Source organism: Desulfosoma sp. (genome assembly GCF_052743555.1).
This window is the reverse complement of the sequence record NZ_JBRAHS010000001.1, coordinates 217,937-233,606: the sequence shown is the minus strand read 5'-3', so window position 1 is coordinate 233,606 and position 15,670 is coordinate 217,937. Positions and strand designations below refer to the sequence as shown.

The 15,670-nt window shown below is 56.8% G+C and carries 13 protein-coding genes; 8 read left to right on the top strand and 5 right to left on the bottom strand.

The features are described 5' to 3' along the window. The 7 genes from ACUVSA_RS01070 (at position 1) to ACUVSA_RS01040 (ending at position 8,998) form a co-directional block, all read left to right on the top strand. The gene (locus tag ACUVSA_RS01070; RefSeq protein WP_445891401.1) at positions 1–984 is read left to right on the top strand and encodes a branched-chain amino acid ABC transporter permease; all 984 of its coding nucleotides are present in this window, start codon (positions 1–3) and stop codon (positions 982–984) included. 3 nt (positions 985–987) lie between these two features. Continuing rightward, on the top strand, positions 988–1,833 hold the full coding sequence (locus tag ACUVSA_RS01065) for an ABC transporter ATP-binding protein (RefSeq protein WP_445893458.1): 846 nt from the start codon (positions 988–990) through the stop codon (positions 1,831–1,833). Positions 1,834–1,930: 97 nt separating this feature from the next. Beyond that, the gene (locus ACUVSA_RS01060) at positions 1,931–2,662 is read left to right on the top strand and encodes an ABC transporter ATP-binding protein (RefSeq protein ID WP_445891403.1); all 732 of its coding nucleotides are present in this window, start codon (positions 1,931–1,933) and stop codon (positions 2,660–2,662) included. Between the two features lie 502 nt (positions 2,663–3,164). Next, positions 3,165–4,490, top strand: coding sequence for a phenylacetate--CoA ligase family protein (locus ACUVSA_RS01055; protein WP_445893457.1), 1,326 nt, complete (start codon positions 3,165–3,167; stop codon positions 4,488–4,490). A gap of 17 nt (positions 4,491–4,507) precedes the next feature. Continuing rightward, positions 4,508–6,367 carry an indolepyruvate ferredoxin oxidoreductase subunit alpha gene (gene iorA, locus ACUVSA_RS01050; protein WP_445893456.1) on the top strand — a complete coding sequence of 620 codons (1,860 nt, stop codon included), beginning with the start codon at positions 4,508–4,510 and terminating at the stop codon, positions 6,365–6,367. Positions 6,368–6,628: 261 nt separating this feature from the next. Then, entirely contained in the window at positions 6,629–7,246 is a 618-nt protein-coding gene (locus tag ACUVSA_RS01045) for an indolepyruvate oxidoreductase subunit beta (protein ID WP_445891406.1), read from the top strand. A 396-nt stretch (positions 7,247–7,642) separates the two neighbouring features. Continuing rightward, complete coding sequence (locus ACUVSA_RS01040) at positions 7,643–8,998, top strand: hypothetical protein (protein WP_445893455.1); 1,356 nt, start codon at positions 7,643–7,645, stop codon at positions 8,996–8,998. A 24-nt stretch (positions 8,999–9,022) separates the two neighbouring features. Here the strand turns inward: ACUVSA_RS01040 and ACUVSA_RS01035 are convergent, their stop codons facing one another. From ACUVSA_RS01035 to ACUVSA_RS01015, 5 genes are all read right to left on the bottom strand, one after another. Next, positions 9,023–10,423, bottom strand: a complete 1,401-nt coding sequence (locus ACUVSA_RS01035; protein ID WP_445893454.1) for an adenylate/guanylate cyclase domain-containing protein — start codon at positions 10,421–10,423, stop codon at positions 9,023–9,025. 79 nt (positions 10,424–10,502) lie between these two features. Beyond that, complete coding sequence (locus ACUVSA_RS01030; RefSeq protein WP_445893453.1) at positions 10,503–11,963, bottom strand: diadenylate cyclase; 1,461 nt, start codon at positions 11,961–11,963, stop codon at positions 10,503–10,505. 5 nt (positions 11,964–11,968) lie between these two features. Further along, positions 11,969–12,400 carry a DUF2914 domain-containing protein gene (locus tag ACUVSA_RS01025; RefSeq protein WP_445893452.1) on the bottom strand — a complete coding sequence of 144 codons (432 nt, stop codon included), beginning with the start codon at positions 12,398–12,400 and terminating at the stop codon, positions 11,969–11,971. A gap of 671 nt (positions 12,401–13,071) precedes the next feature. Next, positions 13,072–14,178 carry a M20 family metallopeptidase gene (locus ACUVSA_RS01020; RefSeq protein ID WP_445893451.1) on the bottom strand — a complete coding sequence of 369 codons (1,107 nt, stop codon included), beginning with the start codon at positions 14,176–14,178 and terminating at the stop codon, positions 13,072–13,074. A 46-nt stretch (positions 14,179–14,224) separates the two neighbouring features. Continuing rightward, the gene (locus ACUVSA_RS01015; RefSeq protein ID WP_445893450.1) at positions 14,225–14,815 is read right to left on the bottom strand and encodes a GNAT family N-acetyltransferase; all 591 of its coding nucleotides are present in this window, start codon (positions 14,813–14,815) and stop codon (positions 14,225–14,227) included. A gap of 166 nt (positions 14,816–14,981) precedes the next feature. On the opposite strand from ACUVSA_RS01015, the gene ACUVSA_RS01010 reads away from it, so the two are divergent. Further along, positions 14,982–15,670, top strand: a 689-nt coding sequence (locus ACUVSA_RS01010) for a thermonuclease family protein (protein ID WP_445893449.1), incomplete at its 3' end; no start/stop codon positions are given.

Sequence of the window (15,670 nt, the reverse complement as noted above, 5' to 3'; positions counted from 1 at the left end):
ATGACCTCTCGGGAAAAGGCCGCCTTTTTGGCTTTGACGATTTTCCTCGCTGCGTTTCCATGGCTTGCCGGTGTCTCCCGGTCTTTTTCTCACTACACCGACGTCATGATTTTTGCCGGCATCTTCTGTTTGGTCACCATCGGCCTAAGTCTTCTCATGGGGTTTGCCGGGCAAATCTCTTTGGCCCAAGCCGCCTTCTTCGGCATCGGAGCCTATGGCACCGGGATCCTCACAGTCCACTTTCGTTGGAATCCCTGGGTGGCGTTGCTGGCCGGAGCCGCGGCCGCCGCCGCCGTGGCCTGGCTAGTGGGAAAGCCTGCCCTGCGCCTGAAAGGTCATTACCTGGCCATGGCCACGCTGGGTTTTGGGGTCATTGTCCACATCGTCATGAACGAAGAGGTGGACTGGACCGGAGGGCCTTCGGGGTTTGGAGGCATTCCCGGGCTGTCTTTCGCGGGCCGCAAGCTTTCGGGAGATGTGGCTTGGTTCTACCTTGTTTGGGGCATCGTTCTTGTCGTTTTCCTGTTTACCCGCCATGTGCTGCTTTCGCGCATCGGCAGAGCCCTGCGGGCCATTCACGATGATGAAAAAGCCGCAGAGGCCATGGGTGTTCCCGTGGGGACGCTGAAGGTGCAGGTGTTCGTCTATAGCGCCGTCTCGGCATCCATTGCCGGAAGCCTCTACGCCCACTACGTCTCCTTTCTTTCCCCGGGGTCCTTTGATTTGATGTGGTCCATTCGGTTCGTGCTCATGGTGGTGGTCGGCGGCATGCAAAGCCTCTGGGGGGCTTTGGCGGGCACGGTGCTCTTGACATTTGTGGGCAACGAGTGGCTCCAGGTTTTTGCCGATTTTGAAATCTTGGTCTACGGCGGCATTCTTTTACTCATGGCCTTGTTTGTGCCCCAAGGTTTGGTACTCTGGCTGCAAGGAATTGTCGACCGCGGGCATCGCATTCGTGAACCCTATTCCGACGGTGGCTCATGACCCATGAGCGAAAGCCCCTCTTCTTTATCCACCACACCCATTCTGGAACTTCATGACGTGCACATGCACTTCGGCGGCGTCACGGCCCTCAAGGGGGTGAACGCCCACATTCCCCGCGGAATCATCCAATCCATCATCGGACCCAACGGAGCGGGAAAGACCACGCTGCTCAATTGCATCAGCGGCCTCCTAAGGCCGTCTTCAGGCGCCGTGATCTTTCAGGGTGAACCCCTTCAGGGAAAAAGGCCTCACGAGATCGCCCGTCGCGGCGTGTCGCGCACCTTTCAACACGTGGCTTTGTTTCCGCACATGAGCGTCTGGGAAAACGTCATGGTGGGGCGGCATGCGCGAACCCGGGCGGGATTTTGGGCCTCAGGGTTGCGGCTGCCCTTCATGCGCCGAGAAGAAGCCGAAATTCGTGAGGAGGCCGAAGCCTGGTTGGTCTTTGCCGGACTTCAAGACGCGCGAGACCTGCCGGCGGGGGCGTTGCCTTTGGGCAAGCAAAAGATTCTGGAAATTGCGCGCGCCTTGGCCACAGACCCCGCCATGATCCTCCTGGATGAGCCTGCAGGTGGTCTCAATACGCGAGAGACGGAAGAACTGGGGGATCTGCTTCGACGGATTCAGAACAAAGGTGTGACGGTGGTTTTGGTGGAACATGACATGAACCTGGTCATGGATATTTCCGATCGGATTGTCGTGCTCCATTTCGGCCAAGTGCTGGCCTCTGGGACACCTCGGGAGATCAAGGACAACCCGAGCGTCACTCAGGCCTATCTGGGCGAAGATTGGGGGAACGGCGCCGGCGACCTTCGAGAGCGATCCTTGGCGGAGAATCATGAGCTGTGAGGGCTGGGCTTTGTGAAGGCATGTTTTTAGACGGTAAAAAAAGACTTTGATGGAATTGGTCTCGCTCAAGATGTGATTGGGAAAAGGATAAGCTGCGGTGCTGACGGTCAAGAGCTTGCACGCCTATTATGGAAACATTCACGCCCTCAAAGGGGTGTCGCTCCATGTGCGCTCCGGGGAAATCGTGGCCTTGATCGGTGCCAACGGGGCGGGCAAGACCACACTGGTTCACTGTATCTGCGGGCTTTTGAAACCGGCCAAGGGTGCCGTACTTTTTGAAGAAACGGACCTGACGCGGCTGCCTTCAGAGGCCGTCGTGCAAAAGGGGATTTCTTTGGTGCCTGAGGGGCGCCAGATCTTTGCCACCTTGAGCGTGGAAGCCAACCTGGAGATGGGCGCTTTCGTGCATCGCAAGGACCGGAAGGGAATGCGACGGGACATGGATCGACTGCTGGACCGATTCCCTGTGCTTCGCCAGAGGCGGCATCAGTTGGCCGGGACGCTCAGTGGTGGAGAACAACAGATGCTGGCCATCTGCCGAGCCCTTATGGCACGGCCTCGGCTTCTCCTGCTGGATGAACCGTCCATGGGGCTGGCTCCCTTGATTGTTCGAGAAATCTTCGACATTATTCTGGAACTGCGAGCTGAAGGGCGCACCATTTTACTCATCGAACAAAACGCGCGCGCCGCCTTGCAGATTGCGGATCGGGGCTATGTCCTGGAGACCGGAAAAATCGTCCTTCAGGGAGACGGTCGAGACCTTTTGGCCCATCGCGAAGTGCAAAGGGCCTACTTGGGCAAAGGGGCGAAAGACATATGGGAAGCGTAAGCTGAAGGCCTCTTGGTGAGCCGCTCTTTCTGGCGGCACACCGCGCCGGCATCCCCAAGCCCTTTGTCTGAGAAGGCCGTTTGTGAATGCTGCGGGAGGGTTCTTGTTTCCGTAAGCACGCTTGTCCCCCTGACGCTTTCGGAGGAATCACCTTGTGGCTATCTGCTCAAGTGCGGACTGTCAGCAGCCGGTCCCTTCAAGGTGCATGTGGTGGGAATCCGTCGCATCGGAGGGAGGCGCTCCTGCGCTTCCGGGAAGATCCCGACCGCATCGACGGGGTCCGGCCATCCACCAATGCTCAGGCGGCTGAGGACGATGGCTTCAAACGTCGAGGAGCATCCCTGGATGGGGCTTTTTGCCATCTCGGCTCCTCGGAAATGGCATCGTCGGACAAAGTGCCGGCAGCCGATTCGAGGACGCATTTTGTGCAAGCGCCTCAAGCCGCAATTCCGCTCGCGCCTTGCGGCGCTTCCACACTCATGGGTTCGTTGAGGGAACGGTTATGAGACCGGACGGGGTTTCAATTTGGGAACCGGAAAAGGAATGCCTCGGTATTGAAGAGTTGCGCCAGTTACAGCTGGAGCGGCTCCAGGCGACTTTGAACCGGGTCGATCGTAACGTGGCCTTTTACCGAAGGATTTTTCGAGACATCGGCTTTGTGCCGGAAAATGATCTGGGGGATCTGGAGGATCTGAAAAGGCTGCCTTTCACCACACGAGAGGACGTGAGCAATAGTTATCCCTATGAAATGTTCGCCGTGCCCCTTCGGGAAGTCGTTCGAGTGCATTCCTCTTCGGGAACTTCCGTCAATCCCAGGGTCGTGGGGTACACCAAACGGGACCTGAAGCATTGGGCGCAACTGGTGGCCAGAATTCTGGCTTCGGCCGGGCTCACGCACGATGATGTCATTCAGGTGACCTTTGCCTATGGACTGCTTACGGGGGGGCTGGGCATTCACTACGGGGCGGAGCGCCTGGGGGCATCCGTGCTCCCCACTTCCGTGGGCCGAACCGAGCGCCAGATCAAGATCATGCAGGACTTTCGCACTACGGCCTTGGTGTGCACGCCCTCATATGCCCTGATCATTGCCGACAAAATGGAGCAATTGGGAGTGGATCCCAAAAGGCTGAGCCTGCGGCATGTCGTGTGCGCCGGAGAGCCGTGGACCGAAGAAATGCGTCGGGAAATTCAGGAGAGACTTTTTGTCACGGCTACAGACAATTACGGCATCAGTGAGGTCATGGGGCCCGGGGTGGCGGGAGAATGCTTGGAGCAAAAAGGCATGCACGTTCAGGAAGACCATTTCCTTGTGGAAATTGTGGATCCTGTCACGGGAGCACCTTGTGAGCCGGGCCGGTTGGGGGAATTGGTCATTACGACGCTCACCAAAGAGGCCTTTCCGGTCATTCGCTACCGGACGGGAGACCTGTGCCGACTCCTCACGAAACCCTGTCCTTGTGGAAGGACTTTTCGCAGAATCTCACGCATCGAAGGCCGTTGCGACGGCGTGGTGGTCATCAAGGGTATCAACATTATTCCCGAACGGATCGGGGATGTTTTGGAGCAGGTCAAGGGAGAAAGGCCGACCTACCAAGTGGTGGTGACCCGCCACGGCAATTTGGATCAACTGGAAATATGGATTGAAGTCACAGAACAGCTCTTCTTTGACAAAATGAGGGAGCAGCGGACCCTCGTGGATGAGATGCGTCAAAAAGTGGCCAATTTCATCGGTATTGTTCCGCGTATCAAACTGGTGGAAAGAGGTTCTCTGGAACGTTCCAACGGCAAAGTCAAACCCTTTGTGGATCATCGACGCAAGACCGGGTGAAGGAGGAGGCGGCCGACATGCATGACCTGCTGTGCGGGACTCAAGGTGAGACGAGATTTCTTTTGGGCAACGAAGCCATTATTCGTGGAGCTTTGGAATCCGGCGTGCGCTATGTGGCCGCCTATCCGGGAACACCGTCCTCAGAAATCATTGACGGCTTTGCTGTTCTGGGCCAGCAAATCGGGGCGGAAGTGGAATATTCGGTGAACGAAAAGGTGTCTGTGGAGTCCGCCAGTGCGGCGGCTCAGTGCGGCGTGCGCAGTCTGGCGGCCATGAAGCATGTGGGCCTGAACGTGGCCTCCGATGCCTTTATGACCCTGGCTTATGTGGGGGTCAAAGCGGGCATGGTGGTGGTTTCGGCGGACGACCCCTCCTTGCATTCCAGCCAGAACGAACAAGACAACCGCTACTATGCCAAGATGGCTGGCGTGCCCATGTTGGAGCCAGCGACACCCCAAGAGGCCAAGGACATGGTGCTGGCCGGGTATGAGCTCTCGGAAAAGTACGGTATTCCCGTCCTGTTGCGGACCACGACTCGAGTCAACCACTGTCGAGGCCCCGTGACCATGGGAAAGCTTGTGGAAAGGAAGTTGGAGGGCACTTTTGCCAAGGACCCTTTCAACTTGGTGGTTGTTCCCATGGTGGGCCGAAAGCTCCACCTCAGACTTCTGGAGAAGCTGGACCAGCTTAAAGAAGCCTCGGAAACGAGCCCCTTCAACACCGAGGAGGGCGTTGGTTCCTGGGGCATCGTGACCAGCGGCGTTTCCACCCTTTATGTCCAGGACGCTGTGCGCGAGCTGGGCATCAAGGATCGGGTGCGCCATCTGAAGCTGGGCATGACCCATCCCTTTCCCGAAGGGCTCGTGGCGGAGTTTCTCGGGCGGGTGGAGGCCGTGCTGGTGGTGGAAGAACTGGAGCCGTTCCTGGAAGAGGCCGTGCGAGTTGTCGCGCAAAAATGCGGATTTCAGGGAAAAATCGCCGGAAAAGAATATATCCCTAGGGCTTTTGAGCTGGACACGGTGAAGGTCAAAGAAGCCATGGCCCGATTTTTTGAAGTGACCTACCGGCCGCCCCAGGTTTTTGTCGTGCCACAGGACCTTCCGGGGCGTCCCCCCAACTTGTGCCCTGGGTGCCCGCATCGAGCCACTTTTTTCAGCGTCAAGAAGGTTTTTGGCTCGGAAGCGGTCTATCCGACGGATATCGGGTGCTACACCCTGGGACTCCTGCCACCGCTGCAGATGGCCGATATCTTGATCTGTATGGGATCCAGTGTGTCCACCGCCGGAGGTTTCAGCCGCGTGCTTCATCAACCGGTGATAGCCTTTATCGGGGATTCCACCTTTTTTCATAGCGGCATCACGGGACTGATCAATGCGGTGAGCCACGACAGAAACCTTCTGTTGGTGATCCTGGACAACGGCACCACCGCCATGACGGGCCATCAGCCGCACCCCGGGGTGTGGCTGACCAAGGAAGGAAGACGGCAATCCAAAGTGGACCTGGAAACCTTGGTGCGGGGCTGCGGTGTGCAAAAGCTGGCCGTGGTCAATCCCTTAAACGTGAAAAAGACGCAGCAGGTGCTTCAGGAAATGAAGGCCGGCTTGAAAGCCGGCGGCGTTTCCGTACTCATCAGCCGATCCCCATGCCCGCTCTATGAACGCCGCATGCTCGGCATCAAACAAAAGGTGGTCTTTCAGGTGACAGGAAACTGTGGTCCGTGCCGGGAAGATCTGGCGCAACTGGGATGTTCCGCCTTCGTGTGGTCGCGGAATGAAGCCGGGGAAACCTGCGTTCAGATAAACGAAGTCCTGTGCGGAGGGTGCGGGGTGTGCGCGCAACTGTGCGAGGCCATCAAGCCGAAGAAAATGGTAGTGTAGCCGGCGAGGGCCAGCGGGGGTGGATCGGCGGGGATGGATCGTACCTCAGGGGGGCCGAGCGCTGAGCCCTGAGGCTTGAGGGCGGCGAAGCCACTGAACATTCTCGATGGTTCCATCGGACCCTGAAGACGTGAACCCGTGCGCATTAAAGGGCGCCCTTTGCACGGAACACAAAAGAAAGACAAAGAAAACACGACGGCGGCATGGAAAAGTCTTTTGAACCGGAGAGCCTGCAACCCTATGGCTTTCAAGGAGGAGAGCGTGGTGAAGACGCACGAAAGCGGGCGCTTTGAAGGCGTTCGCCTCTTTTTTACGGGTGTGGGAGGACAAGGAACCCTTCTGGCCACCAGATTGGTCGGCGAAGCGGCTCTGGCTGCAGGGTTCCATGCGTCCATGAGCGAAATCCACGGCATGGCGCAACGCGGCGGTGTCGTGGAATCTTCCGTGGTGGTGGGGAATATTCAGGCGCCCATCGTGGGGGAAGCCCAAGCCGATGTGCTGGTGGCCTTTGAACCCTTGGAAGCCCTAAGGGCTCTCAACCGATGTCATGCCCAAACCCAGGCCGTCGTCAACCTGGCACCCATTGTGCCTTTTACCGTCGCCGCCGGCCAAGGGAGCTATCCGGACATTGCCCACACCGTCGCCGTGCTGCAAGAAAAGCTGGCCAAAGTCGTCACGCTGGACGCCGAAGCCTTGGCTCGACGGGCAGGTTCCGTCAAGGCGGCCAATATGGTGGTCATGGGCGCCGTGGCGGCCATTGAGGTGCTTCCCATTGCCAAAGAAACCTGGGATGCCTGCCTTCAGCGCTTCTTCCCGCCCAAACTCTATGACCTCAACCAAAAAGCCTTTAACATGGGCTATGAAAAAGGCCGTCCGTAGGGCTCCCCTAATAGACCTTGCTGGAAAGTGCAATTCTTTGCACACTTCTGTGCAGGCGGCGTCATCCTGTGGCGAGGGGGTCGAAGGCAAAGTCCGCTCATGGGGCCATGTTTTTCGGGCGGCAAGGCTTGGCCGAGACGCCTAGAGAAAATTTTTTTCAAGGAATATGCAAGCCCTGAAAACGACCGGTTCAGGTCTGGTCCAATTTTTTGGAAAAAAACCCCTTTGTCTGGTATGGAATATGCTTTAGAAAATCACGAGAGAAGTGCTTATTGACGCCCTGACGCTTTCCGACTATAAGATTGGGCTTCAAAAAAGGCGTCAAGCGGCTTTGTGACAGAGGGTGGACAGGGCATGATCATTGGTCACGACCTTTTAGAGAAAACCTGCAAGAACATGATCGAGACCATTTTGCTGTGCCTGGATCATGCTACCAAGGGAACCATCTACCGCATCGGTCCCATGCCGGAGTTGCGCTCGGTGAGGGTGACATCGGGCATTCGAGAGCAGGGCAATTGCACCATTTATTGGGGCCTTCCCGCCGTTTCCGACTATAATCCGCCGGGAAAGACGTGGGAACAGTACCGGGATCGTCCCGGCCGGGCCTTGGAGGCCATGGCGTGGTGTGTGGAGCGCCAAAAGAGCTGGACGGCGGACAATCCTTATGAGGACCAGCGCAGCGTGCGCAAGCAGTTGAGTGGGGAGCCGGAAGATTGGCATCACATGGAGCCTGTGCTGGTCAAAAAGAGTGACCTGTACGGGGAAGATCTGTCCGGCCTGGAGTATCCGCTCAATTGGAAAGGCACGCCCATTTGGCAAGATACGGACTATGTGGTGGTGGCCGTCATTAAGATCCATTTCCTACCCCACAGCATTCAGCGGGGGGATCGGGCCACCAAGGTCATCAAGAAGCTTTCCCGCATCTTGGGAACGGAGATGTTTTCCCTGCACATTCGCGAGACCTTGAGCCAGGTGCAGAGTGAATTGATCCAGGAGCGGTTCGCTTCCTGTAACGCCCTGGCCCATGAGCTGCGCAACACCTTGATGAAACTCAGCTTCATCTTTTCGGCCATCAACGCCGAAGTAGGTTTTCTTCGAGAACAGTGGGAAGAAGAGATTCGAAAACACACCGGGCTGGAAGACAAGACCACCCTCTTGGGCCGCCTCAATGAATTCATCGAAACCCGCTTGGAAAACCTGAACGGCCATGCGGAATTGGGAGCAGTGGGACGGAACCTTTTGGCCGAGCAAAAAGAGTTGTTGGTGACGCCCTTGCTGCCGGAGCAGGCCGCCAACTGGATCGCCATGAAGATTCAGCCCAAGTGGGAACGGCTCTTGGAAGAAAGTTCCGCGTGGAATGATCTGCGCCAAGAAATCCAAGGTATTTTGGAACGGCTCAAGAGCGCCGTATGGGTTGGAACTGATCAGGAAGTAGCCGATCGGCTCGAGCATTTGCCGCAAGAGGTGCGCACCCTGTGGCCTCAGTTGGCGTATATGGAGTTTACCGCGGAGAAATTGCCCATGTTGGATCAGGTGCTGGCTCTTTTGAATCATCCGGGCATGGAAGTCCCCCACAAGAAGCACACGCAAAAGGTGCTTTCCAGCCTGAAAGCCTTGGCTAAGATCATTCCCGACATGGAAACCCGCACGAACCGAATTTTGCAATTCATGCGAAACGGCACGGAAAAAGGCCTTCCCGACTACTGGCGGCCTTTATTGCGTCCCTTAGAAACGTCCATGTCTTCGGACTAGCCTTTTCCGCCTCAGAAATCTCCATTATTTCTTGGATTCCTTTTTGATTTCCGCCAGCGACTCCAACCGAAGGGCCAATTCCCTCAAGGTGGAGGCTTCTACGGCATCCGATTGGACCCAAACAAAATAACCCGGCCCCTCATCCATGATCCTTTGGGGCTGGTCGCCGGCATGGAGATCGATGCATTCATAGACGTGCATCGGTTGGTGCAGCCCCTTCAAGGCCAGGAGGCCCAGGTCTCGAACCTGAACCTTCTCGGCCACCAGGGTGTAGGTGGCCCGACTGATGAGAATCTGGTCGGGTTCGGCGATTTGCTGCAGCCTGGCGGCCACGTTGACCTGGGAGCCGATGGCTGTGTATTGCATCCAATGTTCCGAGCCGAAACTTCCGACGACACTCAGTCCCGTATGGATCCCCATGCGCACTCGAAGGGCGTGAGGGTAACCTTTCTGAGCCCATCGGTGGTTAAGGGCTCTAAGTTTGTCGCGCATGGCCGTGGCCATCTGCAGACAACGGTAGGCCCCTTCCGCGGCGTCCATGTCATCGGGGGCTCCAAAGAGGACCATCATGCCGTCTCCCATGAGCTTGTCCAGGGTCCCCTTGTGCTCCAAGACCAGAGGAATCATTTCGTGAAAATACTCGTTCAGTTGTTCGGCCGTTTCTTCCGGCTCCATGGTATCCGTAATGGTGCTGAAGCGGCAGATGTCCGAAAAGAAAACAGTGATCTTTGTGCGCCGGTGTTCGAACAAAGTCCTCCCTTCGTCCTTGGCCAGGTGTCTCACCAAAGGATCGCTGACAAACAGGGCCAGCCTTTCATTCAGTCTGGTGATTTCCCGATCCTTTTCCCTCAGCTGGGCGATGGATTCTTTGAGATGGGCTTTTTGGGAAGCGAATCGATCCAGAAGCAGGGCAAGAAAAATGCAAACCGTCAAAAAGGCGCCGATGCGCACGATTTCGCGAACATAGTCCGGCCTGTGTCCGTGCCAGCGGCTCATGATGACGAACAGGGCGAAGTACAAGAACATGTAGTAACAGGCGGTCAAAAGCACGCATCGAAAGCGCACATGACCGGCAAGGAAGAAGAAGCCCATGAGCCAGCCGATGAGCATGAGGTCACGGGCCGTGCCGACGGCGTAAAATCCATAGGCGGCCACCGGAGCAAAAAAGAACCAGTTGGGAATAAGGACAAAGTGAGGGTCGAACCGAAAGAGCCTGTCCCATCCAAGAGTGACCATGGCCCAGCCGAGGCCGTGAGCCAGCGTGGCGGCTGCAATGAAAATACCGATCTGGTGCGTTGAAATGTCGCTGTAGCCGAGTTTTTGGAGAAGCACAATGGTGGAGGCGGCGAGCACCCAGCCGAGGTAGCCGATCCACAGGGCGCTCAGTTTTCTCGACCGCTCCATATCGGTGGGGACCTGGGCCATGGCGGGGTCTCCTCCTCACAATGCCTCGCACCCTGGGCCGCCTTCGCGGCACGGACGGCACTGAGCCGAACAAAAGGCATCAGCCCTCCGGAGGTCCTTTCTTTTCCGAGCGCTTGGCCACGGTAAAGCGAATTTCCACGTGTTCTTGAGAAGGATCGGCCAGTTTCAGGGAGGCTGGCGTGATGATAAGGGGAGCGGTGAGGGAGCCGGATTGGGTGACGCTATCCACGCGCAAAGGAGCGGTGTAAAAGGTGTGGATGCCCGCCAGCAACGTTTTTCCACCCAGCACTTGAACCTCGGAGGGGGTGACCTGCACCTCGGTGATGACGATGTTGTTCGGAAGTTTTCCGATCCAGTCCACCTGCACAGGAACGATCTTGGTGGCCGGAACGTCGAGGGTGACTTCCAAAGTGGCCGGATTGACGCTGTTGAGAAAGAGTCCTGGAGGCATCTGAATGTTTTCCTTAGTGATGGGAAAGACATTCAGGCCTTCCACGGCTTTGGCCAGATTGATGCGAACGGTCACCTGTTCCGGACGCAAAGATTTGACGATGGCACTGGATCCATGGAATTGGAGATGCACCTTGTTGGCGGAGGTTTCCAGGATCTGAAACTGAGCCGGTCGGTTGACGAATTCCACGGGAACATTCAGTTCCATAAGGGTATCGCGGCCTCGAGTGAAGCCCAGCCAAATGGCGGTGATGATGAAAAGGGAAAGCACGCTGGCAATACGCAGCTTGGTCATTTCCTTCTTGCGATACTCGGGGTCGCGCCGATGGTCCATTCCCATATGGGATTCCAAAATATGGGCCAGTTCTTCGGGCTGAGACACCGGCTTGATCCAGCCGTCCTTGGCGGTGGAGACCCGCCCGCGTTCTTCGGAAACCGCCACCACCAGAGCGTCCGAGCGTTCGGCAAGCCCTGCAGCGGCCCGGTGCCGCGTGCCGTAAAAGGTGGGTAGGTCCGTTCTTTGGGACAGGGGTAAAAGGACGCCTACTTCCGTCACCTTGTCCCCTTTCACGATCACCGCCCCGTCATGCACAGGATTCTTAGGCCAGAAGATGCTCATGAGCATTTCCTGAGACACACGCCCATCCCACGGAATACCGCCATGAACGAGTTCACTGAGGTCTTCCTTGCCCGGAAAGACCACAAGGGCCCCTATGCGCTTTTTGCCCATTTGAAAAAAGGTGTCGACCAGAACAGACACAGGCGAAGACTTTTCTTCCAACGGTGATCCCCAAAGGAAATTCTTGAGGTTACGGGCTTGCAGCGCGGAGCGGATTTCGTTGCGAAACACCACGATGATGATGATCGCCGCCGCCGCCGTAATCGCCTGAAGGGCCCAGCTGGTGAGAATGAGGCCCAGGGAAGCGGCCAGTTCTTGAATAACCCACAGAGACGCAATGCCTGCCAGAATACGAAAGGCGTTGGTGTGTCGAAAAAGGACGTAGACGCGAAACAAGATGTAGCTGTTGATCAGGATGTCCACCACATCCTGCCATCGAATGGAGGAGAGAACGAGAAGGATGGAGCGCATGGCGTTCAATCCACAATGCTAAACCGAAGAACACTGAGAACGTGCCCTTCGGCGTCGGTGATTTCCACTTTCCATGGCCCCTTGTCCACTTCTCGAAGCTTGAGCACGCTGTATGTCGCCCATCGCGGAGGGTAGAGTTTCAGTCGTATTTCTGTGGTCAGAGCGTCACGATGGTACCAGCGATGGTGGATCACAGTCTGGGAGTGCACCGCGCCGAATTCGGTGAAGCAATAGATCTGCCCCTGCGTGACTGAAAAGACGGCAGCGGTGTTGACCGGATTAAGGTTTTCCAATGCTTCGCAGATTCCGGCGCGACTAAGCGCTATGTTGGCATTTGCGCCCGAGGCGGGCTTCACCATGTCCTGAGCCTGTACTGAGGCACGGCCGAAGAAAAGATTAGCGACGGCAAGACCCATCAGAACGAGTCCGAGCACCATGGCGAGTGGGCGGGCTTGGACAGGGAAGAGGCTCTTCATTGGAGTGGTGGCGGCGACTCGAAGATTGCCTGGAACGCCCCCGTGCATAGGTCAATTCCTTTCGATGAAGCGGCTAAGAAGGCACACTTTGGCTAGCGGATTCCTTAGAATGCTAGGCTGATAACATACCATGAAAATACCGACGGTCAACGTGCAACCGCATGGCGGCCTGGAAGATTGTTCGAGAATGTTTAGAGCGGAGGGGCACACGCCGCGAGCCCCCGGGGTGCCTCACGGTGCTCCCACGCAACGAAGCCACAAAGGCATCTACCGACAGACGGCTGGGAGCTCGTCCGAGAACTGACTTTTGACAATTGGCGCCCTTGCAATTTCAATAAGTTGCAAGGCTCCCGTGTCCCTAAATGGGCATTGTCGGACAGGCTTCCGGGAGACTCTTCGAGAACTCATCTCTTACGGTTTGCAGCCTTACAATTTCAATGACTTGCAAGGCTGCATTCGAGCGCAATTGGCATTTTTGGACACGCTCCTTGAAGCTTGTTCGAGAACAATTTCTGTAGGAGTGGCGCACGCCGCGTCGCCTGATCACGCCTTGCGGTGATCCTACAGGATGAAATGAAAACGGCCCCGAAAAGCCATGCTCGGCCAGGCGCCTGGGGACGCTGCCTAAGGTCTTAGAGAGCCATCAGGATGTCGGCGTAAATTTCCGCGGCCGCCACCACCTGATCAAAGGACACGGATTCTTCCGGTGAATGGGCTTTTTCCAATTGTCCCGGCCCCAGCAGAATGGGTTTGACCCCGGCGGTCCACAGCGTGTTGGCGTCGCTGTGGCTTCGAAAAGGCACGGGCGTCCACCGAAGCTCACGGCTTTCCAGGATATGTCGAATCTTTTGCACAAAGGGGCTCCGTTCAGGAATATCATAGCCCGAGTGAATCTCCGTGAACCGCAAGCTCGGGATCACATGGGGGTTGTCTTCACGAATGGATTCCGTGAGCTGTTCCAGCTCCAAGATGATTTCGCCCATGGGTAAAGCCGGAGGAAGGTGCACATCGAGCCAGGCTTCACAGTAATCGGGCACCACAAAGCCCGCCGAAGAACTGCTCAGATCGCGAATGTTGGGAATGACCTCCGGCCAGCGTTCTTCCCAATACCTCAAAAGGCGCAGCAAAAAGTGCAAAAGGCTTTCGGCCGGATGGGCGGACCGGTTGGCCATGGACGCGTGCATTCTCTTGCCGCGAATAGCCAACTGCATTTCCAGGTAGCCGTAATGCACCAGGGATACTTTCAGGTCGGTAGGTTCCCCGATGATCGCCCATGGAAAGTGATAATCGCGAACGAGCCGTCGAGCCCCATCCCCCTCTTCCTCTTCTCCCACCACCAAGGCCAAGGCTGCGGGGATGGGGGAAGAGGCCACGGCCGAGGCGCTCAGGTACGCCTCGATCATGGCGGCACAGCCCCCCTTCATATCGGCTGTCCCCAGACCAAAGAGCTCTCCACTGGCCTCGTCACAACCGAAATCCTCCAGGTCATAAGCCGAAATGGTGTCCACGTGTCCGATGAGAGCGAGCTGAATATCGGCATCGGGCGGCAGCACCACCAGGTTGGACCGATGATCGTCCACAGGCTGACGCACGACGGGGACGTCGTATCGTTTCAGGAAGGAATAGAGAAAATCGATGGCGTCTTCTTCCTTTCCTGAGGGGCTGTAGATGTTGACCAAGCGTTCCAGAAGGCGACGCAATCGGGCTGTCTGGATAACCGGTCGTGCGGATGAGCCCACAGACACCTCCAATGGGGTGACCCCTTGCCCGCGAAGGAACGTCGCCTCAGAGCGACGGCGGCGACACGGGTGCAGTGGATTGGCGCTTCTTGGAAGCCCTGGGGTCGGATCGAGTCTTCTTGAGCCTTTCCGTCAGGTTCAGGCTCAAATAGATGTGCTCCCTAGGGTTGGTGAACCCCATCTTTTTAAAAAAAGCCAAAGCCGTATCGTTATCCGCCTCGGAGTCCACGAAAAGAATGCGCGCCCCTTCTTCCATGACCGTTTCCTTGAAGTGGTCGAAAAGCCGTTCGGCCACATGCGACCGCCTCAGGTCTCCTCGAACGCCAAGCCACACCAGGTGCGCGTATTTCCAGGCCGACCTTGGTTTGGAAATGGTTGTGCCCAAGGCAAATCCCACGATGCTGTCGTTCATTTCCGCCACAAAACAATATTCCCAGTCGCTTAAGTAAAACGACACCACCTCAAAGGGATCCCAGGTGCGATACAAGTTCGGCACCCGGTCCGCCGTGAACAGCTCCTCGCCCAAGTGAAACACCTCAGCTAAGTCATCAATTTCCATGTGACGAATGGTGACCGCCACCCGCTTTTTCCTGGTGCCGGAAACAGCCGAAGCGTCTTGACGGATGTCGTCTTCCATACCTTGTCCTTTTCGGCTTGTTGAAACGTTCCTATATTTTGAATATCTACGCCAAGGAAGTTGGTCAAGTGTTCGGATTGCGTTTGGTTTCACATGGGTTTTTAAACCTTGCGCAGCTTTGGCCCACTTAAAGGATCCACAGATCACATGACATGGGGAGGAACACGTGCGGTGTTGGTGGAAGCGACCTGGCGCGGTTTTACGGGCGATCGCCGCCATGGCCTGTCTCGTGACGGCCATGGATTCACATCGGGTCTCGTTCGGAGAAGGCGCTGGAATCTTAGGCTTTTCAAAGAATGCCACGCCCCCCACGGCGGCGGTGGTGGTCAAGGTGTTGGATGGGGACACGGTGGTGTTGAAGGGGGGCTTTAGGGTCCGGTACCTGGGGGTGGACGCGCCGGAGATGGATCATGAAAGAGGGCGCCATGACTGTTATGCTGTGGAGGCCTTCGAACGCAACAAGGCCATGGTCCTGGGGCAAGTGGTCACATTGTCCTATGAGGGACATCCATGGGACGATCATGGAAGGCTGCTGGCCTATGTGATGACGGGCGACGGAACCTGTGTCAACGCCCAACTGATCCGCGAGGGTCTAGCCTATGTGTTCCTGGGACCCGAAGGGTTCTCCAGAGTGGACGAATTTGTGAAGCTGCAACGCGAAGCGGTTCTCGAGCGGCGCGGCCTTTACGGATATTGCCCCGTTTCCGAGGAGACTCGATACGTGGGCAATGCTCGGACGTTCATCTTTCACCGCCCCAACTGTCCCTATGGGGTCCAGGTGCATGCTCGACACCGACTGGAGTTTTCATCCCGTTGGGAGGCCCTTGAGAGAGGCTTTCGCCCTTGTCGGCGATG

Coding starts and splice junctions, on each gene's coding strand:
- ACUVSA_RS01030 (WP_445893453.1), bottom strand. CDS start 11,963: ATGCGCTCCATCCTTCTCGTTCTCTCCTCCATTCGATGGCAGGATGTG.
- ACUVSA_RS01025 (WP_445893452.1), bottom strand. CDS start 12,400: ATGGTGCTCGGACTCGTTCTGATGGGTCTTGCCGTCGCTAATCTTTTC.
- ACUVSA_RS01065 (WP_445893458.1), top strand. CDS start 988: ATGAGCGAAAGCCCCTCTTCTTTATCCACCACACCCATTCTGGAACTT.
- iorA (WP_445893456.1), top strand. CDS start 4,508: ATGCATGACCTGCTGTGCGGGACTCAAGGTGAGACGAGATTTCTTTTG.
- ACUVSA_RS01070 (WP_445891401.1), top strand. CDS start 1: ATGACCTCTCGGGAAAAGGCCGCCTTTTTGGCTTTGACGATTTTCCTC.
- ACUVSA_RS01035 (WP_445893454.1), bottom strand. CDS start 10,423: ATGGCCCAGGTCCCCACCGATATGGAGCGGTCGAGAAAACTGAGCGCC.
- ACUVSA_RS01015 (WP_445893450.1), bottom strand. CDS start 14,815: ATGGAAGACGACATCCGTCAAGACGCTTCGGCTGTTTCCGGCACCAGG.
- ACUVSA_RS01040 (WP_445893455.1), top strand. CDS start 7,643: ATGATCGAGACCATTTTGCTGTGCCTGGATCATGCTACCAAGGGAACC.
- ACUVSA_RS01055 (WP_445893457.1), top strand. CDS start 3,165: ATGAGACCGGACGGGGTTTCAATTTGGGAACCGGAAAAGGAATGCCTC.